The sequence below is a fragment of the Pseudomonas sp. OST1909 genome (assembly GCF_015277575.1).
Taxonomy (GTDB): domain Bacteria; phylum Pseudomonadota; class Gammaproteobacteria; order Pseudomonadales; family Pseudomonadaceae; genus Aquipseudomonas; species Aquipseudomonas synxantha_A.
The window spans coordinates 2,644,817-2,667,058 of the sequence record NZ_CP063780.1; the positions used below are offsets into that span (position 1 = coordinate 2,644,817).

General features: G+C 59.5%; 23 protein-coding genes. 14 read left to right on the forward strand and 9 right to left on the reverse strand.

The window, feature by feature from the left end; translation table 11 throughout:
* Complete coding sequence (locus IH404_RS11690) at positions 1–618, reverse strand: hypothetical protein (protein ID WP_078820995.1); 618 nt, start codon at positions 616–618, stop codon at positions 1–3.
* Between the two features lie 207 nt (positions 619–825).
* On the opposite strand from IH404_RS11690, the gene IH404_RS11695 reads away from it, so the two are divergent.
* From IH404_RS11695 to IH404_RS11745, 11 genes are all read left to right on the forward strand, one after another.
* Positions 826–1,719, forward strand: a complete 894-nt coding sequence (locus IH404_RS11695; RefSeq protein WP_122735686.1) for an AraC family transcriptional regulator — start codon at positions 826–828, stop codon at positions 1,717–1,719.
* Between the two features lie 105 nt (positions 1,720–1,824).
* Positions 1,825–3,174 carry an EAL domain-containing protein gene (locus IH404_RS11700; protein WP_078820997.1) on the forward strand — a complete coding sequence of 450 codons (1,350 nt, stop codon included), beginning with the start codon at positions 1,825–1,827 and terminating at the stop codon, positions 3,172–3,174.
* 221 nt (positions 3,175–3,395) lie between these two features.
* A complete protein-coding gene (locus IH404_RS11705; protein WP_078820998.1) occupies positions 3,396–4,061 on the forward strand; it encodes a response regulator transcription factor in 666 nt (221 codons plus the stop codon).
* A gap of 139 nt (positions 4,062–4,200) precedes the next feature.
* Complete coding sequence (locus tag IH404_RS11710; RefSeq protein ID WP_078820999.1) at positions 4,201–4,866, forward strand: response regulator transcription factor; 666 nt, start codon at positions 4,201–4,203, stop codon at positions 4,864–4,866.
* A 41-nt stretch (positions 4,867–4,907) separates the two neighbouring features.
* The gene (locus tag IH404_RS11715; protein ID WP_242462657.1) at positions 4,908–7,250 is read left to right on the forward strand and encodes an ATP-binding protein; all 2,343 of its coding nucleotides are present in this window, start codon (positions 4,908–4,910) and stop codon (positions 7,248–7,250) included.
* Complete coding sequence (locus tag IH404_RS11720) at positions 7,250–9,583, forward strand: transporter substrate-binding domain-containing protein (protein ID WP_194440460.1); 2,334 nt, start codon at positions 7,250–7,252, stop codon at positions 9,581–9,583. The genes IH404_RS11715 and IH404_RS11720 overlap by 1 nt, the downstream gene beginning before the upstream one ends.
* Positions 9,584–9,860: 277 nt before the next feature.
* Positions 9,861–10,409, forward strand: a complete 549-nt coding sequence (locus IH404_RS11725) for a fimbrial protein (RefSeq protein WP_078821002.1) — start codon at positions 9,861–9,863, stop codon at positions 10,407–10,409.
* A gap of 73 nt (positions 10,410–10,482) precedes the next feature.
* Positions 10,483–11,229: a fimbria/pilus periplasmic chaperone gene (locus IH404_RS11730; RefSeq protein ID WP_078821003.1), complete on the forward strand. Its 747-nt coding sequence runs from the start codon at positions 10,483–10,485 to the stop codon at positions 11,227–11,229.
* A 33-nt stretch (positions 11,230–11,262) separates the two neighbouring features.
* A complete protein-coding gene (locus IH404_RS11735) occupies positions 11,263–13,860 on the forward strand; it encodes a fimbria/pilus outer membrane usher protein (RefSeq protein ID WP_194440461.1) in 2,598 nt (865 codons plus the stop codon).
* A complete protein-coding gene (locus tag IH404_RS11740) occupies positions 13,857–14,981 on the forward strand; it encodes a fimbrial protein (protein WP_194440462.1) in 1,125 nt (374 codons plus the stop codon). Before IH404_RS11735 ends, IH404_RS11740 begins: the two co-directional genes overlap by 4 nt.
* Before the next feature lie 11 nt (positions 14,982–14,992).
* Positions 14,993–15,445 carry a response regulator gene (locus tag IH404_RS11745; protein WP_179119818.1) on the forward strand — a complete coding sequence of 151 codons (453 nt, stop codon included), beginning with the start codon at positions 14,993–14,995 and terminating at the stop codon, positions 15,443–15,445.
* On the opposite strand, the gene IH404_RS11750 is transcribed toward IH404_RS11745, so the two are convergent.
* Complete coding sequence (locus IH404_RS11750; RefSeq protein ID WP_078821006.1) at positions 15,388–15,837, reverse strand: N-acetyltransferase; 450 nt, start codon at positions 15,835–15,837, stop codon at positions 15,388–15,390. The genes IH404_RS11745 and IH404_RS11750 overlap by 58 nt on opposite strands.
* The gene (locus tag IH404_RS11755) at positions 15,834–16,283 is read right to left on the reverse strand and encodes a helix-turn-helix domain-containing protein (RefSeq protein WP_078821007.1); all 450 of its coding nucleotides are present in this window, start codon (positions 16,281–16,283) and stop codon (positions 15,834–15,836) included. Before IH404_RS11755 ends, IH404_RS11750 begins: the two co-directional genes overlap by 4 nt.
* Positions 16,284–16,364: 81 nt before the next feature.
* On the opposite strand from IH404_RS11755, the gene IH404_RS11760 reads away from it, so the two are divergent.
* Complete coding sequence (locus IH404_RS11760; protein ID WP_078821008.1) at positions 16,365–16,853, forward strand: DUF2938 domain-containing protein; 489 nt, start codon at positions 16,365–16,367, stop codon at positions 16,851–16,853.
* A gap of 6 nt (positions 16,854–16,859) precedes the next feature.
* Here the strand turns inward: IH404_RS11760 and IH404_RS11765 are convergent, their stop codons facing one another.
* A complete protein-coding gene (locus tag IH404_RS11765) occupies positions 16,860–17,312 on the reverse strand; it encodes a GNAT family N-acetyltransferase (protein WP_005787372.1) in 453 nt (150 codons plus the stop codon).
* A 305-nt stretch (positions 17,313–17,617) separates the two neighbouring features.
* On the opposite strand from IH404_RS11765, the gene IH404_RS11770 reads away from it, so the two are divergent.
* On the forward strand, positions 17,618–18,475 hold the full coding sequence (locus IH404_RS11770) for an SDR family oxidoreductase (RefSeq protein ID WP_194440463.1): 858 nt from the start codon (positions 17,618–17,620) through the stop codon (positions 18,473–18,475).
* 679 nt (positions 18,476–19,154) lie between these two features.
* Here the strand turns inward: IH404_RS11770 and IH404_RS11775 are convergent.
* From IH404_RS11775 to IH404_RS11790, 4 genes are all read right to left on the reverse strand, one after another.
* Positions 19,155–19,394 carry a hypothetical protein gene (locus IH404_RS11775; RefSeq protein WP_005787380.1) on the reverse strand — a complete coding sequence of 80 codons (240 nt, stop codon included), beginning with the start codon at positions 19,392–19,394 and terminating at the stop codon, positions 19,155–19,157.
* Positions 19,391–19,648, reverse strand: coding sequence for a DUF6555 family protein (locus IH404_RS11780; protein WP_005787382.1), 258 nt, complete (start codon positions 19,646–19,648; stop codon positions 19,391–19,393). The genes IH404_RS11775 and IH404_RS11780 overlap by 4 nt, the downstream gene beginning before the upstream one ends.
* Positions 19,649–19,747: 99 nt before the next feature.
* Positions 19,748–20,029: a hypothetical protein gene (locus tag IH404_RS11785; protein WP_005787384.1), complete on the reverse strand. Its 282-nt coding sequence runs from the start codon at positions 20,027–20,029 to the stop codon at positions 19,748–19,750.
* Positions 20,030–20,182: 153 nt separating this feature from the next.
* A complete protein-coding gene (locus IH404_RS11790; RefSeq protein WP_005787385.1) occupies positions 20,183–20,437 on the reverse strand; it encodes a hypothetical protein in 255 nt (84 codons plus the stop codon).
* 184 nt (positions 20,438–20,621) lie between these two features.
* Between IH404_RS11790 and IH404_RS11795 the strand changes: the two genes are divergently transcribed.
* Positions 20,622–20,771, forward strand: coding sequence for a hypothetical protein (locus tag IH404_RS11795; protein ID WP_005787387.1), 150 nt, complete (start codon positions 20,622–20,624; stop codon positions 20,769–20,771).
* Between the two features lie 118 nt (positions 20,772–20,889).
* On the opposite strand, the gene IH404_RS11800 is transcribed toward IH404_RS11795, so the two are convergent.
* Positions 20,890–22,230, reverse strand: coding sequence for a cytochrome c (locus IH404_RS11800; RefSeq protein WP_194440464.1), 1,341 nt, complete (start codon positions 22,228–22,230; stop codon positions 20,890–20,892).
* Positions 22,231–22,242 lie beyond the last annotated feature (12 nt).

Below are 22,242 nucleotides of genomic sequence, written 5' to 3' on the forward strand. Positions count from 1 at the left end.
TTATTCAGGGCAGGGCTGGCCTGCGGCGCCCCACACGGTCATGTCCTGCACGTGCGTCTCGAAGCTGCCGGGTGGGGTGGAGCGTCCAGGCCCTGGCGCCCAGGCCCAGGGAATGAAGCCGTCGACCTTGGCGTCATGGTGCAGGTGCTCGACCAGGCCCGCCGCATCCCGACCGCCGTTGCGCTTGGGGTCTCGCAGTTGTGTACAGATTTGGGCGCCGGTCTTTGCGAACCACTCGAAGGCCACCGGGGCAAGCTGCCACGGCAGGCCGACGTGGGGCGGCATATGTGCGGCGACGTTCGGCGTGGCGGAACTGGCGTGACAGCTTGAACAAGACAGGGTCTCCACGCCGATTCGCGAGTCGCCGGCGTGGACGTTCATGCCGTGCGGGCGGGTCTTGTTCTCGCCGGCTATCGTCCACATGGGAATGTTATCGGGGCCGACGTGGCAGTTGGCGCAACGCGGATGCGTCACCACCGCCTCGATCCGCTGCCAGGCTTTCAAGCCTTCGGCTTTACTGACGCTACCGGCAGCGGGCAGGGGAGCGCCTGTGCTGTCGGCCAGCGCCATGCTTGAAATGGGCAACGCCAGGAGAAAGGCGATCAGTCCTGTTTTCATAATTATGGTCCTTCAGGCGAACTCACGGTGCAAGACAGGCAGGTTAGGTGAGCCGCGCGGCCAGCGTTTGCACAAAAATGACGATTACTTGCCTGAACCGCAGGATTGGGCAAATCAGCATTTTTACCGGCAATACTTACTGCTACCCTTTGTCGATTCAGGCAGGTAATTCGCCAAGGCAGGGTGATTCGATTGAAAGACGCAGGTATGTCCCCGATTGCAGAGTTGTCTAACGCTATCGAGCGCTTTGCCAGGACCGACGGTGACTTTGCAACGGCGCTGCCCGCGCTGACGTTGCACCGCCGGCACGGTGTCAGCGAGCCGATGCCGTGCATCTACAGCCTGGGCGTGGGCATCATTACCCAGGGCCACAAGCACATCATGGTCGGTGACAGGTTATTCAATTACGGCCCTGGTCAACTGATGCTGTCGACCTTCGACCTACCGGTCACTGCCCACGTCACACGCGCCTCACGACGCGAGCCACTGCTGGGCATGATGTTGACCCTGGACATTGCGCAGATCGCCCAAGTGGCCTTCGAAATGGAGTCGACCCTGTCGCCCGAGGCCGGCTACGAACCTATCTCCGTCAACGTGCTGCAGCCGGCGCTGCTGGATGTCTTGTTGCGACTGGTGAGGCTGCTGGATGAGCCGCAACTGGTTGCGTCGCTCGCACCGCTGCTGCAACAGGAAATCATTGTGCGTTTGCTGGCAGGCCCTCAGGGCGCCCAATTGCGGCATATCATCGGCGACGGTACGCCGCGTCAGCGCATGGCGAAGACGCTTTCCTGGTTCAGGAAAAACTTCAAGCAAGCCTTGAGCCTGGACGCTCTGGCGGCACACGCGCATATGAGCCCAGCGACATTCCGTCAGCATTTTCGCGATATCACCGGCATGAGTCCTTTGCAGTTCCAGAAGCAGATGCGTCTGCAGGAAGCGCGGCAACTGATGCTCAATCAGGCCTTGGACGCAGGCCAGGCGAGCAGCCTGGTGGGCTATGAAAGCGCCTCGCAATTCAGCCGCGAATACAAGCGACTGTTTGGCGCGCCGCCCTTACGGGATATCCGGCGTATGCGTGATGGGGCGGATGCGGCTCAATAAAGGCTGATGGCAGCCACCCTGGCTTTTAGTCCCAGTCCTATTTGTTTCTTTTTTGGCGCTGATAAGCTTTTTCCCTGAAGAAATAGTCTCGGGAAAATCCTTGTCATGATCCTAAATGTCGCCGTGCCCAACGAGTTCAGCGCGTTACGTGTAATCACGCTGGCATCCGATGCGGCGTGCGCACATCGGCTTGCATCCGCCTTGAGTGGCTTGGGCGTTCTGCCTCTGGCCAACGTCGACTCGCTGGATGCGCTGCAAGCGTGGCTGGATGATTATCCGGTCGATGTCATCGTGTGTGAAATTCGCCCTGAATGCGGCGATGGCTTGATGTTGCCGAGCTTGCTCAAGGCCCGTCACGAGTCAGGCAAACTGGCCCAGTTTCCAGGCATTTTCTGGATGGGCGAAACCACGCTGGGCGCGCCGGGTGGGGCCGCTGACGGTGCACGTACGTCTGCACGTGAAAGGTCGGCCAAGCCGCTGTGGGTCAAGTACATGGGTGGAGTCGCCGTCAGCGCCCTGGAGTCCCATGCCCGTTTGGCGAGGGCGGCGGGCATTTTCGTCGAGATCGTGCGCGAAGGCGGCACCCTGGACCTGGGCGATGCATTGCGCGCCACGGTACTGACCCGCGTGCAACCCGACCCCTCGCTACGCAAAAACACCTTCGACGCCCTGGCCGAAGATGAGGTGATCCATGCGCTGACGACCGGCGACGGGCTGCGCTTTGTGTTTCAACCGCAGTTCGAATTGCTCAGCCGACGCATTGTGGGGGCCGAAGCGTTGGTGCGCTGGAAGCACCCACGCTTTGGTGAAGTACCGCCTTCGGTACTGATGCCTTTGGTCAACCGCCTGGGCCTGGATTTGCTGTTGTTCAGCCTGGTGGAGATGTGGACGATCAAGGTCATGCTGTCGCTCAAACGCGCGAACATCCAGATTCCCATCGCCGTGAATGCTTCAGCCAAGACGATTTGTACGCCCAACTTCGCCGATCGCCTGGCGGCCAGAATGCGCCAGGCAGAGCTGCCCAATCGCCTGCTCAAGATCGAGCTGACCGAAGACGTCCCTGAACCCAATGAGCTGCACCTGTCGGCTTCGTTAACTGCGATTCGGGCCAAGGGTTTCCAGGTGTCGATGGACGATTTCGGTACCGGGGCGGCAACCTTTGCCTTACTGGCAAACCTGTCGTTTGACGAGATGAAAATCGATGGCTCGTTTGTCCGGGGTGTCGAACAGCATTCCTCGTCGCGCAATGTCATCGCCGGCATCGTCAACTGGGCGCGGCTGCTCAACCTGAGCCTGGTGGCGGAGGGGATCGAGGATGAGTCGACGATCCCGCTGCTGCACCGTTTGGGCTGCCGGATCGGACAAGGCTATGCCTTGGCGCGGCCAATGGAAATCGATGCTTTCCTCAACTTTGTGATTCAACAGAGCAGTCCCGGTACATCGCTGGCTGAGTGAGCCCTACGCTTTTAAGAGCAGTCTGATATTCATCTGAATGCAATTGCATTAAGTTTCGCATCGTCTGATTTTTCAATTGTTCAGTACTTTTGAATGTCCTGCTGCTGAGGCGTGGCCAGCTCGGCTGGCGAACTTGCGCTTGAGAAGTCGAGAACCAATTAACAGTCAATAAAGTTGCTGTTCTCGTCTTTTTGCTCGTTATAAAGAGTGTTCCTTGATCTATGAAACGTTTACACATTGCTTTGCTGGATGATCATGCAATTGTACGACATGGTTTAGTCAATCGACTGGTACAGGAACCGGATTTTGAAGTGGTCGGCGTGTACAGCCGTAGCCGTGACCTGATAACCGGGCTGGCGACAGCACCGGCCGAGATATTGCTGCTGGATTTTGTGCTGGGCCCCTGCGAGCTGGATGGTATTTCGTTGATTCGCGCGCTGCGCGTGAAGTTTCCAGCCTGCCGGATCCTGATCTTTTCCACGCACCATGACGCAGCGACCGCAATCCTGGCGTTACGGGTGGGCGCACGCGGGTTTCTGGGCAAGGGCGAAGACATGGAGCAGTTGATCTGCGCGGTCCGGCTGGTGGCCTCAGGCGCCGTGTACTTGAGCCCGGACATGGCCTACCGCGTGGCGGAGGCCACCGCCGTGAGCTATGACGGCGAGGCTAACGGCCGGGATGAAGCCCTGCGCTTTGTCAGCCTTTCTGCACGTGAACAGGAGGTGATTCGGTGTTACCTGGCCGGCATGACCATCACCGAGATCGCCGAGAAATTCAACCGCAGTATCAAAACCATCAGTTCGCAAAAAGCCGCCGCATTTCGCAAGTTGGGGGTGATGTCGAACAATGAGTTATTCAGGATCAGGCATATTATCGAAGGAATTTGAGCGGTGCGGATTCATCTGCTGTGCGCGTGTCATTTTGCGGTTATTGCATATACTCATGTGCGTATTAGACGTTGTATCGATGAGTTATCCCTGTGTTTCGACGGTGCGGCGCGCGCCGGGCCGAGAGGGTACGATCACGATGAAAACCATACGCATTGCGTTATTGGATGACCACGCCGTCGTTCGACATGGCCTTGCCAATACGTTGGCAGCCGAGGCGAACTTTGAAGTGGTTGGCATTTATGAAAAAAGTCGCGACTTGATTGCCGGCCTTGTTACGGCACCGGCAGATTTACTACTGCTGGATTTCTCTCTTAATCCCAATGAGTTGGACGGTGTATCACTGATCCGGGCGTTGCGCGTCAAATTTCCCGAATGCCATATTCTGATCTTGTCCAGCCATCATGATCCGGCGACAGTGGGCCTGGCCATGCGCGTGGGCGCACGTGGTTTTGTGGGGAAGGGCGAAGACATGAGCCAGTTGGTGAAAGCGATTCGCAAAGTCGCAGCGGGCGCCGTGTATTTGAACACCGACATGACCTATCGCTTGGCGGAAACGGTCACGGGTGAGACGCGTGAAAGCACCAACGTGGAGCGCGATGCGCTGGCCCTGGCGGAATTGACGAGCCGCGAGCAGGAAGTCATTCGCTGTTATCTGGCAGGCATGACCGTGAGTGAAATTGCCGAGAAATTCAATCGCAGCATCAAAACCATCAGCACGCAAAAAACTTCTGCATTCCGCAAGCTTGGGGTGACGTCTAACAATGAGCTGTTCAAGCTCAACAAGATCATCGGTACTCCATGAAAAGGGCGCTGTGTACCGTGGCGTTATGTAGCTTGCTGATAATGATGGTGCCTGCTGCAAGGGCCGGTCCGGTCGAGCTGAGTGCAGAGCAAAAGGATTGGGTCCAGACGCATCCAGTATTACGGGTCGGCGTGGTCGAAGACCTGATGCCCTTCGAATACATCAGCGACGCAGTCATGCGCGGGCGGTCGATAGAGTATTTGCAATTCGTCACGGCCGCGACCGGCCTTCAGTTCACGTTCGTACCTGGAAAAACGCTGGCCGAGCGCGAGAAAATGTTGCTGGAAGGCCAGGTTGACCTGCTGTCGTCTTATTTACGCTTCAGGTCTGAACCCACTACCAAGGGGCTTCGAACGCTTGCCTACGAATCGACCTCACCGGTCATTGTGACGCGTGTCGAGAGCCCCGATGTTTTCGATATTGACCAATTGCATGGTAAGACCGTAGCGATACCCGATGGTACGTATTACCAGCAGATCTTTCGCCGAAAAGGGGTGCAGGCCACTTTCAAAAAAAGCGCTTCAGCCTTGGAGATACTGACCAGCGTTGAAGACGGCAGTGCCGATGCGGCAATCGCGTCAGCCATCTTTCTAACGCCTTATCTGTATCAACGGTTCCAGGGCATTCTGGAAGTATCCGGTGTGCTCGGCAGCCAGGTGCTGGATGTGAGCATGGCGACCCGTACAGACCAGGTCATGCTGTATTCAATACTGGAGAAGGTGTTCGCCTCCATCACCGTCGAGCAACGCAACCGGCTGTATGGGCGCTGGTACCAGGATCTGTACCTGAATGTTCCATCGCTGCCCAGTATCGCCGCCCATTATTTGCATGTGTTGATCCTTGGCGCGCTCGTGCTGGTCAGCCTGTGCGCACTGCTGTATCGAGGCCAGCGTCAACGGCGCCTGGCGGTGCGTAACGAGCAGGAAAAAACCATGTTTCTGGCGGTGATGGGGCATGAAATCCGTTCACCGATGAACGCAGTGCTGGCGGCAATGGAATTGCTCGGGCACACCCGGCTCAACCAGCAGCAGCGCCATTTGGCCCATCTGGCTAACAGTGGTGCCAACGCCTTGGGGCGGCTGCTGGATGATGTTTTGGACAGGCCCGGCTCAATTGCCAAACCGCCAAGGCTGGCTGTCGAGGCAATCGACATTGAGGCATTGGTTCAAGGTGTAGTCGGGCTGCATCGACTGCGCGCGCGGGAAAAACACCTGAGCTTGAACTGTCATATTCAGGCGCAGTTGCCCTTGTTGTTGCTAGACAGCTCCCGGCTCACGCAGATTTTTCATAACTTGCTATCCAACGCCATCAAGTTTACCGACATGGGCGGTATCGACATCGACGTAGCGTTAGCGGTGTCAGCGGACGGCACCGCGCAATTGCAGATTGAGGTTCGCGACAGTGGAGTCGGTATTTCAGACGCAGCGCAGGCCGCCCTGTTTCGTCCTTATGCCCAGGCCCGAGAGTCTTCCCGGCGCACAGGGGGCACCGGGTTGGGCCTGATGATTTGCCGGCAACTGGTGGGTTTGATGCAGGGGACGTTGACGCTGACGAGCGAGCAGGGCTCAGGCACGACAGTGGCTATCCGCTTACCGGTGAGCATCGGCGAGGAGCCACCGGTCTTGATGCCGCAAGCGGCACCCTCAGCCCTGCCAACCGTAAGCGGCCTGCAGATTCTGGTGGTGGAAGATACCTATGCGAACCAGGAGGTTTTGCGTGCGCAGATCAGTGCATTCGGCTGCCAGCCAGTGATCGCTGCCGACGCCGCGCAAGCCTGGCGGCTGTTCAGGGAAGCCGTATACGACCTGGTGCTGATGGACTGTGATTTGCCCGATGAAGACGGTTATGGCCTGGTGCGCAGGTTGCGCGCCCTGGAAATACAACTGGGGCGCACACGCAGCCCGATTATCGCGATCTCTGCCCTGACCGGCGACCGTCATCTTCAACGCTGTATTGAGGCGGGCATGGACGCGACGCTGAGCAAGCCCATACGCCTTGGGCAGCTGTGCGAAGTCATTGAACGCTGGTGCGGGGTCAAGCTGGCCGCCCCCAGTACCAGCTTGATGGCGCCTTTGCTGGATCAAGCCGCAATCAACCGTGAAATGGCCGGTGACCTGGCAAACCTGGTCAAAGCCATCGCCCTGTGCGACCGCGAATCGGCTCAACACGTGGCTCATCGATTGCACGGTGCGGCGTTGATCATGGAGTGGTCGGCACTGGCGCAGGCCGCCGAGTACATGGAGCGTCTGCTGTATGGCGAAACAGAGTGGGGACCGGTGCACGCCCAAGCCCTGCGGCCGTTGTTGCAGCATTGGGCCGCGTTGAGCGGCGATACAGTGCTCGACATACTGCCGGCGACGCGTGCGCAGCGGACGGCGCGCTGATGAGGCGCCTGCTGCTGGTACTGGCATTGGTGTGCCTTCCGGCGTCGGTAGGCGTATACGCCAGTTCGCCACCGATGACGTTGACGCAGCAGGAGGTGGACTGGATCGCTGCCCATCCGGTACTGCGTGTGGGGGTGTTCGAGGACCTGCTGCCATTCGAATACATGAGCGGCGGCCAATTGCGCGGCCTGTCGGCCAAGTACCTGAGGCTGATCGGGTTGCGTACCGGTCTGCATTTCGAGCCGGTGCTGACCACCACGCGCAGTGCGCGCAAGGAGATGCTGATCGGCGGTGAGGTGGACATATTGTCCACTCGACGTCGTTCCGACGACCCGGCCCAGGATCGTGGGATGCTCTACACCGTGCCTTACAACACCAGCTCGACGATCCTCGTCAGTCGTTTTGGCGATCAGCCCCTGGCGAATCTGGAGCAGTTGGCCCATAAACGCTTGGCCATGTTGGGGCGCGAAGTCTATGGCGCCTTCCTGCGTGAAGAGGCCCCAGGGGTCACGCTCATAGCCGCCCAGAACGCGGTCGACATGATGGCGATGGTCAAGGACGGCAAGGCGGACGCCGCTATCGCTTCGGAGTGGTTGTTGATCCCGTATCTTTCCCGCCAGTATCAGGGCGTCTTGCAGATATCCGGCGTGGTGCCGCAACTGCACACCGGTGTCAGCATGGCAGTGCGCGACAGCGATGAGATCCTGCTGTCGATCCTGGAGAAGGCATTGGCCTCCATCACCGGGGATGAGCGCAAGGCGATCTTCGATGCCTGGTTTGCCGACATGAACCTGGATATCCCGACCATCAGGTCCATCGCCGAACATTACGCGGGTGAGTTGTGGCTGTTGCTGGCCATTGTGCTGTTGCTCATTACGCTGGTGTGGCAAAGCCGGGTCCAGCGGCGGCGCGTCGTGCAGCGCGAGCGCGAGAAAGCGATGTTCCTGGCGGTCATGAGCCATGAAGTGCGCTCACCCATGAACGCGGTGCTGGCGGCGGTTGAGCTGCTTGAGCACACGCCACTGGACGAACAACAGCGGCACCTCGCGGACCTGGCCAATACCGGCGCCAATACCTTGCTGCGCTTGGTCGACGATGTGCTGGATATCTCCAAGATGGAGGCCGGGCAATTGCAGCTCAATCTTGAGCCGGTGGATCTGTGGTCATTGCTGCAACAGCAGGTGGATGATTACCGAGTCTATGCCGAGGAAAAGGGGCTGACGTTGACATTGACCGGTCAACGCCCCGTTGCTTCAGCATTGGTTGATGACCAGCGGGTGGCCCAGGTGCTGCGTAACCTGATCTCCAACGCCATCAAGTTCACCGAGCACGGCCGAGTGGAGGTGCAGCTGCTGTTGCCCGACGCACCGCCGGGGGTAACTTCGCAGGCGGTGATTCGCGTGGTCGACACCGGCATTGGGTTGTCCGACCAGGCGCAAGCTACTCTGTTTCGGCCCTGTGCCCGCGCCAGGCAATCATTCAAGCGCAGTGGCGGCACCGGTTTGGGGCTGGTGATCTGTCGCCGTTTGGTGAAGTTGATGCACGGTGAGCTGACCTTGAGCAGCGTCCCGGGGAGCGGCACCCAGGTCGAAGTGAGGTTGCCCGTCGAGTGGGCTGGAGCGCTTGAGCCGCCTGTGCGGGCAGCAGATCCTGATGCGGCGTCCAGGGAGGTTTCATTATGGGTGCTGGTGTCGGGAGGCGAATATACCGATCAGCAAGCAGTGCAGGCATTGCTTCAAGATTTTGGCCTGGGCGTACGGCTGGCGGTCGAGGGTGACGAGGCGCTGGCGCTATTCAATCAGCACAGGGTCGATCTGGTGCTGATCGATGAGCATCAGGCGTTCAACCTGAGCGGCCCTATGCGCGACGTGGAGCGCCAACAACAGCGCGGGCATTGTCCAATCATTGCGATGTCGCAGGTAACAGGTAATGACTATCTTGAACGCTGTTTTGAGGCCGGCCTGGACGGCGTGCTGAGCAAGCCGGTGCGTCAGGACAAATTGCAGCAAATGATCGAGCTGTGGTGCGATCAGGTCCTGATACCAGCGGCGCAGGTACACAGCGTCTCAGGGCAGGAGCGGGAAGGGCAGCAAGAAGCGCTGCGCCAGGATCTGAACCGTCTGTTCAGCGCTGTTGCCCTGCGTGATCGCCCGGTTGCCCTGCAGGCGGCGCATCGGCTAAAGGGGGCTGCACAGACGGTAGGCTGGACTGCGATAGCGGCCGGCGCCGAAGGGATCGAGTCGTTGTTGCACGATGAAGTGAACTGGCCAACCGTAGCGGTTGCGGATCAACTCAATCTTATGGCGCAAGACTGGGCTGCGGCCGGTTATTGAATAACGCGTCTTGCCTCGACAGCCTGGTTTTTAGGACCACTCCTATAGACGAAGTAGTGACCCTCCCAACAAATAACATAAGTTGAAGTGCGTAAGTTTTTGCCGAGCGAAACAGACGTTAATTGTTGAAAATATTGAGTGGCTTAGTTGTTTTTAGGAGCACTCCTATATTGGGTGTTGCGCGGACTCCCTACACTTCACTGCGCAACAACACAGAAGTTATCCAGCACCGGAAACTTCTTCACTTACCTGGTATATCGCTCTCTCGGAGTTACTCATGAATTACAAAGCCCGCGTCCTCGCTGCATTGGTCGCCGCAACCGCCACCTCCGCTGCCATGGCTTCGGATGGCACCATCAATTTCAACGGTGAACTGAAGGCCGAGACCTGCCAGGTTGCAGTGAATGGGGCGGCCGGCTCGGCAGGCACCACCGTCACGCTGCCGACTATCTCCACTGCTTCCCTGGCCTCTGCTGGTCAGGTGGCGGGCCAGACCGGTTTCAGCATTCAGTTGAGCAAATGCTCGGCAGCGCTGAAAACCGCGGCTGCATTCTTTGAAGCCGGCGGCTCGGTTGACCCGGCCAGCGGCAACTTGAAGAACATCGGCGGTGGTGCCACCAAGGTCCAACTGCAATTGGTCGACGCATCCAATGGCAAGGCCATCAAAGCCGGTGACACCGCACAAGTGGCGTCCACCAGCCGTATCGACATCGATGCCACCTCACTCAGCGCAGACCTGCCATACGCAGTTCAGTACTATGCCCAGGCCGCGACCACGCCGGGCACCGTTATCAGCAACGTGACTTACTCCATCAATTATCAGTAAGTCGCCGGTAATGAAGGCACGCCCTGTTGTTTATTTAAAGGGCGTGTTTTCGGGGCGGCATTGGGACTAAGTCATGCCTTGCATACTTGCATTTAAACAATTGCTTCTGGCAAGCCTTGTGGCACTTGGGTGTTCCCAGGCGCTGGCAGGTGTAGTGATCACCGGTACCCGCGTGATCTACCCGGCGGACCAGAAAGAAGTCACGGTAAAACTCAATAACAACGGTACTCAACCCGCGTTGATGCAAGCGTGGATTGACACCGGCAGTGTGGAGTCCACCCCCACCAGCTCCAAGGCGCCGTTTCTGCTGTCGCCTCCGGTGGCGCGTATCGACCCGACCAAGGGCCAAAGCCTGCGAGTGCTATTCACAGGGACAGCGCTGCCCCAGGACAAGGAGTCGGTTTTCTGGCTCAACGTGCTGGAAATTCCGCCTAAACCCGAGGCTGGGGAAGACCTGAACACTCTGCAAATGGCCTTCCGTTCGCGGATCAAATTGTTCTATCGCCCGACCGGTCTTGCAGGCACCGCCAGCGAAGCGATCGAGCAGGTGCAATGGCAACTGGTTGCGGCCCGCGATGGCCAGGGCCTTGCCCTGCAAGCGTTCAACCCGTCGGCGTTTCACGTATCGCTGGTCGAGCTGGACCTGGTGGCCGGCGGTCAGCGCGCGCGCAGTGAGGACGGCATGGTGGGCCCGGGTCAAACCCGGCAATTTCCGCTGCCGACTCTTAAAACCCCACCCGCCGCAGGCGCACAGGTGGAGTTCAGCGCAATCAACGATTACGGCGCGCTGATCCCGACTCGGAAAGCACTCAAGCCCTGATCAATTCCTGACGTCTTTACCCGCGAGTCATTTATGCAGACCTCTTCCCGCTCCAGGCCGCCTCTGGGGGCGCAGCCTCGCTTCGCCCTGAATCCGCTCACCCGCTTGATACTCAAGGTACTGGCCGTCACGCCAGGCGCCTGGGGCGTACACGCCGCGATGGCGCAAGAGGTGCAGTTCAACGATGCATTCCTGCCGGAAGACTCACGCAATCTCGACCTCGGCAAATACCAGGCCGGTAACCCGGTGACCCCTGGGCAGTACCGTGCGGACGTTGTGCTCAACGGCCAGTTGAACAGTCGCCAGGACATACGTATCGAGGCCCAGCCTGACGGCAGCAAGCCGGTGGTGTGCATGGACCATGGTTTGCTTGAGCGCCAGGGCGTGAACATCGCCAAACTGTCGCCCGAAGCCAGCCAGGCGCTTGACGGTCCAGGTTGCACGGCATTGAGCAGTTTGATCCAGGGTGCCAGTGCGAACTTTTCCCCGGAGAACCAGGCGCTCGACCTCAGCATCCCCCAGGCGGCCTTGAAGCGAAATTCGCGGGGTTATGTCAGCCCTGAACTGTGGGACCGTGGCGTCACCGCAGGCCTGCTCAGTTACAACTTCAATGCCAATCGCAACCGCACCCGCAGTGGCAACAATGACTCGGCCTTCCTGGGGCTCAATGCCGGCCTCAACCTTGGCGATTGGCGCTTGCGTCACAATGCATCGGTAGGCTGGCAATCGCGCAACGGTAGCCAGTACCAGGCGTTGGACAGCTACGCCCAACGCGATATCACTGCGCTGAAAAGCCAGCTGACTGTGGGTGAGTCCAACACCAGCGGCGAGATCTTCGACACCTTGTCTTATCGCGGCGTGCAGTTGGCCAGTGATGACCGCATGTTGCCCGACTCCATGCGCGGGTATGCGCCGGTTATTCGTGGCATCGCCCGCACCAATGCGCGCGTCACCATTCGCCAGGCCGGCAACGTGCTGCTGGAAACCACGGTCGCCCCCGGCGCCTTCGTGATTGACGACCTGTACTCCACCGGCTACGGGGGCGATCTCAACGTGAGCGTGGCCGAGGCGGACGGTACCGAACAAAACTTTATCGTGCCCTATGCCTCGGTCAGTCAGTTGCTGCGTCCTGGCACGTCACGTTTCAGCGTTACCGCCGGTGAAACCCGCAACAACTTCGTTGACGAGCAGACGCGCCTGCTGCAAGGCACGCTGCAATATGGCCTGAACAACACCTTCACCGGGTTCGGCGGTGTGCAATCGAGCGATCACTACGCGGCTGTCCTCACAGGCTTGGCGTTCGGCACGCCGATCGGCGCCTTGGCGGTGGACGTGACACACGCCCAGACCGACCTGGCTGCCGGTCGGGCGAAGGGGCAGAGCATGCGCCTGTCCTACAGCAAGAACATTCTTAGCACCGGCAGTAACTTTTCGGTGGCGGCCTACCGTTTTTCCACCCGTGACTACCTGGATTTCAGCAATGCCGTGCAGCTGCTCGATGCCGAGAAAAACGGTTGGGACACCAGCCAGTTCGGCCGCCCGCGCAGCCGCTTGTCACTCACCGCCGACCAGAGCTTCGGGCCTTGGGGCCAGGTGTCGATCAGCGGCTATGCCCAGAACTACTGGAACCAGCAGGGCAGCGACGTGCAGTACCAGCTCAGCTACAGCAAGCAGTTCAACCGGGTGAGTTTCAGCGTGAATGCCAACCGCAGCCGCATGGGCCTGGGCGATATGGAAAACAGTTTTCTGCTGACCATGAGCATGCCGCTCGAATTTGGCGGCTCGGGCTATGGGCCGCAAGTCACCGCACAACTGGGCCGTGACACTCGCGGCAATTACAGCGAGCAGGCGGGTATCAGCGGCACTGCCGGCCAGGATCGCCAATATGGCTATGGCGCCACCTTCGGTCATGACGGCGCCAGCAACACCAAGAGTGCCGCCCTCAACGGCCAGTACACCGGCGCCCGCGCCATGCTCAGTGCCGCCCTGGGCCGAGGCGATGGCTATACCAGCGCATCGGTGGGCGCGAGCGGTACGGTAGTGGCCCATGGCGATGGTGTGACCATGACGCCTTACCGCGGCGAAACCATGGCCGTGGTCAGCGCGCCAGGCGCCGAGGGGGCGAAGGTCTCCGGCTACCCGGGCCTGAGGCTCGACGGCAGCGGCAACGCCGTGGTGCCGTACCTGCGCCCGTATGAGTTGAACGAGGTGGCGATCGACCCGATCGGCAGTTCCCTGGACGTTGAGTTGAGCGAAACCAGCCAGCAGACCGCGCCGCGTGCCGGTGCAGTCGTGCACCTCAAATACACCACCAACCAGGGCCGGGCGGTGTTGCTCAATGTGCGCCTGGACGACGGCAGCAGCCTGCCGTTCGGCGCGGGGGTGACCGACGGCGAGGGGGCCACCGTGGGCGTGGTCGGGCAGGGCGGGCAACTGTATGCGCGGATCAAACCCGAGACGCGCCGCTTGCTGGTCAATTGGGGCAGCCGGGCGCAGCAGCAGTGCGCCCTGACGATCCCGCCAGGCCCTGGCGATGGGCAACAGCTGCAACAAGTGGACGCCGTGTGTGCGGCCGGCAAACAGGTCGCTGACAGCGTGCAGCCCAACACCCAGCAAAAGGTAGCGTTATGAACATCGGTTCTTTTATCAAACTGGGGTTGCTGGGCATGGCCTTGTGGGCCTCGGCCGGCACGGCCATGGCGGTCACCTGTTCCTACATGGACGGTGTCCGGCCTGCCGTTGGCTCCATGCCGTTGCAGATCTCGGCGATCACCGTCGGGCGTGATGTGCCGGTGGGCACTGAGGTCTATCGTCAAAGATTCAATATGGCGACAGGCCAGGCGGTCAAGCTTGAGTGCCTTTTCGCGCCGTATCAACAGTGGACCGAACTCACGGTTGAATCCAGCTATGCCCTTGCCAATATGACCACTGGCACCTATGCCAATAAGGTCTACAGAACCAGCGTTCCCGGATTGGGCGTTGCTTTCAATAGCAACGGTGGCCTGCTGCCCAGGCAAAGCGCCAAGGCATGGACCACGTGTACGCCCGGGTGGCGATGCCTCGTGCCGTTTGACGGGCCTTCGAACTTTGAGCTGATCTTGATCAAGATTGGCGAGGTGACGCCGGGTGTGCTGGTGGGCAATACATTGCCGATTGTGAGTCTGTTCGGCAATTTCGGCGACGCCAGAATGAACGGCTTCAGGATGGGCATTTCCGGCAGCATCCAGATTGTTTCGCGAACCTGCAGTACACCGGATGTCTCGGTGCCCATGGGCACACACCTGGTCAATAAATTCACTGGCCTTAACAGCAGCACGGGCTGGACGGATTTTGCCATCGCCTTGAATGACTGCCCGGCGTTCAACGGCATGTTTTCCACTACCGGTCCCGGCTGGATTTCACAAAGCGGTAACTCACCCACCGGCACCGGCACCAGCGGGACCCGCGTCAACAACACACTGCAATACCGCATCGACCCGGCTCGGACGGCCATCAATGCAAGCAACGGCATTCTGAGCCTCGACCCGAGCACGGCCGGCAATGCGCCTGCCGCGACTGGCGTCGGCATTCAGGTCGCCACCAGCAACGGCGTTGCCCTGCCATTGGCGAGCAACCGAAATGCGGGCCTGTCCCTCAGGAGTACCGAAAGCAGTTATTCCATCCCGCTGCGCGCGCGCTACCTGCAAACCGGGGCCAAGGTTACGCCGGGGCCGGCGAATGCGTCGGCAACCTTCACGATCATTTATCAGTGAGTGGTGGGGACATGACCAATAAAGCGCTACGTATTCTGATTGCCGATGGGCAGCACTTCTACCGCTTGAAAATCGAGCGGGCGTTGAACCAGTTGGGCTATTACCGTATCGCGCCGATACACCGGCTGGATGAAGTCCTCAGTGCTGTGGAGTTCGGCGATACGCCGCTGGATGTGCTGATCATCAATGCCGCCCTGGCGCACAGCGTGAAATTCGATTTGCTCTGGTTCATCAGGGACAACCCACAGATTCGTCATGTATTGATCTATGGTCAGGGCGAACGCGCTTCGCCCGCGCTTGCGTGGTGCCATGTGCCCAACGTGCTGATCAGTGCGGCGCCGTTGCCTGATCCGGAGGCGCTGGCGGCGTTTATGGGAAAGGTCGAGTGCAATACGGGTTGGAGTAATCAGGGCAGTGGGTCAAATAATCCATCAGGCGCCCAGCCCATCACTGTTTCAAGGTGACCTGTGTGTTCGTCCCGTTGCTCTCTGAATACGGTAAAACCGTGCTTCTTGTAGAAGTGAAGGCTGGGAACATTCTGCGAATACACGCTCAGTTGAAGTGAGGTTCTGGCTGCCTGCGCGTCCTTGAGCAATTGTGTACCGATACCACTGCCCTGATGCTCAGGCGCGACAAACAGCGCCGCCAGGGTGTCTTCATATACGCAACTGAAGCCCAGCACTTTCCCGTCGGCTTCAAACACACGGGTCACGGCGCTGGGCAGGTAGACCTCGCGCATGGCGCCCAGTTGGTCATGCCAGAAGGGGGGGGCGATAAAGTGGTGGGCCAGGATGGACGCTTGCAGCCAAATATCCAGGACGGGTTCCAGGTCGGCAGGTTGAAAGTGGCGAATCATAGTGCCTCAGTGTTTGAGTGAGCAGGCCGAACCCTGGCGAGACCGGCGCTGCCGCGCTTGAAGGTTCCTGCTGCTGCGATGGTGAGTAGGCGGCGAAAAGTCGGGCATTGTGCGTGGTTGGGGGCAGGGCAGGCGGCCGCATGGCGCAAGCCCCGGCTCATCGCCTGCAGGTGTTTGACCGTGGCATCAATCTCGTCGGCCTTGGCCAGCAGCACCGCTCTATCCACATTGGCCTGGCCATTGGGTGACAGCATGGCGTGTATCTCGTCCAGCGACAGGCCACCCGCCCGCCCGAGGGCGATGACCGCCAACTGCTCAACGACCGCTGCTGCGAAATGACGGCGAGCACCGGGCGGGCTGGTCGATGTAATCAACCCCTTCTTTTCATAAAAACGCAGCGTATGGGCAGCAATGCCCGTGCGTTTGACGACCTCGGTGATATCCATAGACAGACCATTGACTTGAAGTTGACTTCAACTTCTATGATGCCTGCGCAGGTTGAATGGGTCCATGACTAAGAGGTAGGTATGACAGCGCTGGAAGGGGTTGCACAGGTGGTGTTGTTGGGGGCAGGGGCTACCGTGGTGATGGATATGTGGATGCTGCTGATGAAGGTGCTTGGCGTTCCGACCCTGAATTTTGCGTTCGTTGGGCGTTGGGTCGGCCATGCGTGCCGGGGGCGATTTGCGCATTCAAGCATTGGGCAAGCGCTTCCCGTTCGAGGTGAAGTAGCCCTGGGTTGGATCGCGCATTACGTCACCGGAGTGGTGTTCGCGTGGGTGCTGGTGTGGATTGAAGGCGATGCCTGGTTGCTGGCGCCGACCTTTGTACCTGCACTGGCGTGGGGTGTTGTGACAGTGGCCGTTCCGCTGTTTGTGATACAGCCGGCCATGGGGGCCGGGTTTGCATCGTCCAGGACGCCGACGCCAGGCAAGAACCGACTGCGCAGCCTGATCAATCATGGCGTGTTTGGTGTGGGCCTTTACCTGGCGGCGTGGGTGATCGCCTGGGCCTGATGCAGATCAGCGCAGGAATTTGACGTACACGCACTCGGGGTCGTCTTCGTCGAGGTTCTCGATCTGCCCGCTGGGTATGAATCCGGCCTTTGTCATCAATGCCTGGGACGCGCGATTGGAGGCGTTGGTGGAGGCGAACAACTTCGGCGTCTTGCAGGCCGCCTCGGCCGCCGCCAGCAGGCGCAGGGCCACACCCTGGCGCTGGCAGGTCGGTGATACCACCACAAGGGCAATAAAGCCGTGATCGAAAAAGTCGTGGGTGAGCACCAGGTACCCGGCGCACGCGTGGTCGCTGACTGCCACCAGGCATTGCTGGTTAACCACGGCGTCGTGGATAAATACGCGGCGGTGGGCATGGGCAGCCGCGTAGGCGTCCAGTTCAACCAGGGCGTGTACGTCGTCGGGTTGGGCCTGGCGGATCAGCCACTCTGTGGCGGTGGGGGGGCGGTGTTCAGTCATGGGCGTTCTGGTTTTTTCTTCCACGTGGCGAGTGCCGGCTTCACGTTCATGTATGAGTCCCTAGCGCATAGGGATAGCACATTTTTATTACGCAACGGTAGGCGCGTGCTTGCTCGTGAAAAACTCTCAGGCGCCGTGTTCATTCAGAAAGTACGCGTCAGCGTTGACGATTTTCGCGAGCAAGCTCGCTTCTACAACAAAAAGGGAAATCTGTCGGCAACGGTTATCCGATTTTATGAAAATTGCTCTGAACTATCGCGCTCGGCACGCCCTCGCAACAGTATCCATACACAGGAGGGAATCCGATGAACCACTACCCAAAACCACCCTTCAATCCCCAGCAGCAGCCCGTTCCGGGCGACCAGCGCAAGATGGACCCGGTGCCGGATTGCGGTGAGCAAAGCTACAAAGGCTCGGGGCGCCTGGCCAACAAGATTGCGTTGATCACCGGCGCCGACAGCGGTATCGGGCGTGCGGTGGCGATTGCCTTTGCTCGCGAAGGCGCGGACGTCGCGGTGTCGTACCTGGACGAGCATGAGGACGCCAAGGAGACCGCTCGCTGGGTTGAAGCGGCAGGGCGCCAGTGCCTGTTGCTGCCCGGCGACCTGGGCGATGCGGCGCAGTGTAGGGCGATCGTCAATGACACCGTCGAGAAGTTCGGTCGTATCGATGTGCTGGTCAATAACGCTGCGTTCCAGATGACCTATAAATCCCTGGAAGATATTCCCGACGAGGATTGGGTGAAAACCTTCAACGTCAATATCACGGCGATGTTTCGCATCTGCAAGGCAGCGCTGCCGCATATGGCGCAAGGCAGTTCGATCATCAACACCTCGTCGGTCAATTCCGATATGCCCAACCCGACTCTGTTGCCCTATGCGGCCACCAAGGGTGCCATTGCCAACTTCACCGCCGGCCTTGCGCAGATGCTGGGCGAGCGTGGAATTCGGGTGAACAGCGTAGCGCCGGGGCCGATCTGGACGCCGTTGATCGTGTCGACCATGCCCGAGGAGTCGGTGAAGGATTTCGGTGGCAACACGCCACTGGGCCGCCCAGGCCAACCGGTGGAAGTGGCGCCCATCTATGTGTTGCTGGCGTCGGATGAAGGCAGTTACATCTCTGGCGAGCGCTATGGCGTGACGGGGGGCAAGCCGATTCTTTGAATCGGCACATCCCCCTGATTCAAGCAGCGTTAAAATGTGAAAGGGGGCTTGCCCCCGATAGCCATGGGTATCTACACAACTTTTTTAGCCACTGCCGACGCTAACCACGATGCGAAGCGAGCCGCTCTTGATCTTGCTCTTGATCTGCTTTTGATCTGAGGCGCCCCGTTAAACCACGCTGGCCGGAATTCGACAGGGATTTGGGGGGTAAACCGGCAGGGATGCCGGTTTAGCCGCCCCGCGCCATGGATGGCGCGTGGCGGCGGCCCCCCAAATCCATGGCGGATTACGGGCACACCGAGCCTAAGCGAGGTGCCGAGTGGTGGGGCAAGAGCGTTTGGTTACTTTGCGCTTTTCAAAGTGACCCGCTGTAAAAGCGGAACCAATAGCAGCCGTTACCTAAATAACGGATATGTACTCGGTCTGATCCAACATCCTGGTCAACTGTCAGGTCGCCATCGGGGGCAAGCCCCCTCCCACAGGTCCGGCGTCACACCAAAGGTGTGTAGACACCCATGCCCCCGATAGCGACAAACCAGTCCACGCTTTGTTGACTGACACGCCCCGGACGGGGCGTGTCTTTTTTGTAGGAGCGAGCTTGCTCGCGAAAGACTCACAAGCGCCACGTCCCTTCAGGTTTACGCATTATCGTTGACGTTTTTCGCGAGCAAGCTCGCTCCTACGTTCTCATCGCCCGCCGTATACGCATCCACTCTCGATAAGCCGCAGTCCGCTGCGCATCCGCAAGCTTCTTCGCCTCCGTGAAGCGCGCCCAGGTCGTTGCATCGCCGCTGTAGTGTTCGATGATGTTATACGCCTGCGCATCCAGTCGATCCGCTTCGAAAAACATCTGGGTGTTCTGCGCAATCTCCTCATCCCACCTTTGACTGATTGTGTAATCCAGCACCTGACTGTTCATTGTGTGACACCCTCCGCCCACTGAATTTCTTCTGCCCCGCACCAGCGCACATCGGTAATGCCGTATTTTTCCGCCATCGGCTTGGACACGCGCTTGAGGTTGTTTTGACCGAACCTGGGAATGACCGCCACGCCGGCATCGCAACTGGCCCAATGCCATGCTTCAGCATTGTTCATGCGTGCCGTACGCACGATAAAGGACCTCGGCTCGCCGTGAAGTTGATACTTGATGGTAAATAGCTCGTTGGTTTTCATGAGGCCTCCCTATGCTCATGAACTACAGATAATTGACGTCAAAAAAAATTCAAAGAACTTGTCGGGCAATTCGATGGGGGGCTGGCAGCGCTGTGGAAGTCAGTCATCCACGGTAAATTTTACCCACCCAGCTCCGTCAGCTGGCCGCTCTATTTCAGCGATTACACCGCCGAAAGAGGTGCCGTCTGGCAAGTTCACCATGACGAAATTGGGATGGCCGGGCCACTCCAGTGGAGTGTCAAAGTCCAGGCGAACCAGGGTTGGTTTACCACTCCCTGTCAGATTTACGTCAACGTGTTCGTTGAGGCGTTCATCTGCTTGGGTTCCGAGGTGACGCGAAGCCGTGATGATGCTGGCGGGGCCTTGATAATCGTAAGACATGTTGCAATACCTCATGCGAAGGGCGGCGGATGCAGCCGTGTTCCTGTGAGGCAAGCGCTGGTCAGTGATTGTTCAATCCAGATGACTCGGCATCAACGACAACGCCGTGATAGGTGCACCTTCGTGCATGGCAAGCCTCGTTGTGTTTTGCGTTTACTCCACGGAGGAGAGGCGCGACGATTGTCGCGAAACCACCATGTCTTCCAGGATTTCCCGAACGAGCCGATTGATCCCTGGCTCGCCGTGATACTGGGCACGGTTGATGTTGGCGATGGTGAACTGGTTGGCATCGGGCGCGAGCACCGTCACCGACAGGCTGTTATCCGGATTGATCGTGCAGGAGACACGGCAGTTGCACAGCCGCCTCGCAAGCGCGCGCTGGATTTGCGCTTTGGTCAATGTGTCCATGGGGTCACCGGATAGCAGGCTTTAACGGATCAAGGGTAGCTCAAATTAGTTGTGCGCAAATGCTAGCGAGTTGATGGCAAGCCACTCGTCAGTCGCTGAGGCTGCGCGTTGAACATATGGGCGGTTGCGCCAGCCTGATACAGCATAGGCTGATGCATCACCCAAACATCGCTAGGGGAATCTCATGAAGAAGTTATATATGTGCCTGGGCTTGTGCAGTGTGTTCATGCTGCACGGTTGTTTTGACAGTTCCGATAACACCACCAAAGACAACACCAGCGGCAGCAAGTCTTCGGTGCAGATGCAGGAAGGCAAGGCGGACGAAAGCAAGTAGAGGTCCCCGGGCCAAATGTGAGAGGGGGCCTGCTGCCGATATAGGTGTGTCAGTCAATATAACTGTGACTGAGCCACCGCCATCGGGAGCAAGCCCCCTCCCACAGTTCATGCATCACTCAGCGCATATGCAGGATGATCGGGCTGCTGCTCGCCGGGTCTGTATGCCCGCGCAATTTGCTCACCGCTTTTGCATCGACCGCGCCACCGTTGTTGCCCCAGGTGCCACGCACGTAGCTCAGCACGTCGGCGATTTCCTGATCGGACAGCTGCTCACGAAACGCCGGCATCCGGTAGGCGTCCGGCATTCCGGCCGCCACCACGCGCTGCGAGCCGTTGAGGGTGATGTTGATCGCCGAGGCGCTTTCCTTGGCCAGTGCCGACGTGGCGCCGGCCAGGGGCGGCATCCATTCGGGCTGGCCTTTGCCGTCGAGGCCGTGGCAGGAGGCGCAGCGGGTCGCGTAAGTGTGGGCGCCGGGCACATCCTGGCTCGCTGTCACCGCCTGATACTGCCAGGGGCTGCCATCACGCTGCGGGTCACCGGGCAGTGATTTGAGATAGCGGGCGATAGCAGCCAAGTCCTCGTCCTGCATGAACTGCGTGGAGTTGTTGAAGGCTTCGGTCATCGAGCCGTAGACCACAGCATGGGCATTGCGCCCAGTCTTGAGGAACTGCACGATCTGCGCTTCGCTCCAGCGGCCCAGGCCGGTGTTGGGGTCCTGGCGCAGGCTGGGTGCGTACCAGCCATCAAGCAGCGCTCCGGAGAGGAACGGCGCGTCGGATTCGTCCAGGGCTTTCTCGTTGAAGGCCAGGCCACGCGGTGTGTGGCAACTGCCGCAGTGGCCGGGGCCCTGGACAATGTAGGCGCCACGGTTCCACAGCGCGTCCTGGTCGGGCTTGGCGGCGTAAGTGGCAATGGGCGCAAACACGCCATTCCACAGGGCGATGGGCCAGCGCAGGTTGAGCGGCCAGGGAATATCGCTGGGGATGTTCGGCTGGTTGGCCGGTTGCACGCCCTTCATGAAAAACGCATACAGCGCCTTCACATCGTCGTCGCTGAGCTTGACGTAAGACGGGTAGGGCATGGCCGGGTACAGCCGACGGCCGCCCGGTGCGACACCCTGGCGTACGGCGCGATCAAAGTCGGCCAGGCTGTAGGTGCCGATGCCATGCTCGCGGTCGGGGGTGATGTTGGTGGCGTGGATCGCCCCCAGAGGCGTGGCCATTTCCAGGCCACCGGCGAAAGGCTGCTTGCCGGCCAGGCTGTGGCAAGCCACGCAGTCACTCACCCGCGCGACGTATTCGCCGCGACTGACCAAGGCAGGGTCGAAACTGGTGGCCTGTTGCTGTTCAAACGGCGAGGCGGGCTCGCGGGTGACGTACCAGGCCAGCAGGCCTGCGGCGACCAGGCAGGGCAGCGCCAGCCAGCCTGCGGTTCTTGCGAATCGGCGGTTGTTCATGGGCGTTCCCTG

Bases quoted from the DNA above. Each gene is read 5' to 3' on its own strand.
- IH404_RS11785 (WP_005787384.1), bottom strand. From the start codon at position 20,029: ATGTCTTACGATTATCAAGGCCCCGCCAGCATCATCACGGCTTCGCGT.
- IH404_RS11770 (WP_194440463.1), top strand. From the start codon at position 17,618: ATGAACCACTACCCAAAACCACCCTTCAATCCCCAGCAGCAGCCCGTT.
- IH404_RS11695 (WP_122735686.1), top strand. From the start codon at position 826: ATGTCCCCGATTGCAGAGTTGTCTAACGCTATCGAGCGCTTTGCCAGG.
- IH404_RS11800 (WP_194440464.1), bottom strand. From the start codon at position 22,230: ATGAACAACCGCCGATTCGCAAGAACCGCAGGCTGGCTGGCGCTGCCC.
- IH404_RS11735 (WP_194440461.1), top strand. From the start codon at position 11,263: ATGCAGACCTCTTCCCGCTCCAGGCCGCCTCTGGGGGCGCAGCCTCGC.
- IH404_RS11760 (WP_078821008.1), top strand. From the start codon at position 16,365: ATGACAGCGCTGGAAGGGGTTGCACAGGTGGTGTTGTTGGGGGCAGGG.
- IH404_RS11765 (WP_005787372.1), bottom strand. From the start codon at position 17,312: ATGACTGAACACCGCCCCCCCACCGCCACAGAGTGGCTGATCCGCCAG.
- IH404_RS11705 (WP_078820998.1), top strand. From the start codon at position 3,396: ATGAAACGTTTACACATTGCTTTGCTGGATGATCATGCAATTGTACGA.
- IH404_RS11780 (WP_005787382.1), bottom strand. From the start codon at position 19,648: ATGAAAACCAACGAGCTATTTACCATCAAGTATCAACTTCACGGCGAG.
- IH404_RS11720 (WP_194440460.1), top strand. From the start codon at position 7,250: ATGAGGCGCCTGCTGCTGGTACTGGCATTGGTGTGCCTTCCGGCGTCG.
- IH404_RS11775 (WP_005787380.1), bottom strand. From the start codon at position 19,394: ATGAACAGTCAGGTGCTGGATTACACAATCAGTCAAAGGTGGGATGAG.
- IH404_RS11755 (WP_078821007.1), bottom strand. From the start codon at position 16,283: ATGGATATCACCGAGGTCGTCAAACGCACGGGCATTGCTGCCCATACG.
- IH404_RS11750 (WP_078821006.1), bottom strand. From the start codon at position 15,837: ATGATTCGCCACTTTCAACCTGCCGACCTGGAACCCGTCCTGGATATT.
- IH404_RS11690 (WP_078820995.1), bottom strand. From the start codon at position 618: ATGAAAACAGGACTGATCGCCTTTCTCCTGGCGTTGCCCATTTCAAGC.
- IH404_RS11795 (WP_005787387.1), top strand. From the start codon at position 20,622: ATGAAGAAGTTATATATGTGCCTGGGCTTGTGCAGTGTGTTCATGCTG.
- IH404_RS11730 (WP_078821003.1), top strand. From the start codon at position 10,483: ATGCCTTGCATACTTGCATTTAAACAATTGCTTCTGGCAAGCCTTGTG.
- IH404_RS11745 (WP_179119818.1), top strand. From the start codon at position 14,993: ATGACCAATAAAGCGCTACGTATTCTGATTGCCGATGGGCAGCACTTC.
- IH404_RS11715 (WP_242462657.1), top strand. From the start codon at position 4,908: ATGATGGTGCCTGCTGCAAGGGCCGGTCCGGTCGAGCTGAGTGCAGAG.
- IH404_RS11740 (WP_194440462.1), top strand. From the start codon at position 13,857: ATGAACATCGGTTCTTTTATCAAACTGGGGTTGCTGGGCATGGCCTTG.
- IH404_RS11700 (WP_078820997.1), top strand. From the start codon at position 1,825: ATGATCCTAAATGTCGCCGTGCCCAACGAGTTCAGCGCGTTACGTGTA.
- IH404_RS11710 (WP_078820999.1), top strand. From the start codon at position 4,201: ATGAAAACCATACGCATTGCGTTATTGGATGACCACGCCGTCGTTCGA.
- IH404_RS11790 (WP_005787385.1), bottom strand. From the start codon at position 20,437: ATGGACACATTGACCAAAGCGCAAATCCAGCGCGCGCTTGCGAGGCGG.
- IH404_RS11725 (WP_078821002.1), top strand. From the start codon at position 9,861: ATGAATTACAAAGCCCGCGTCCTCGCTGCATTGGTCGCCGCAACCGCC.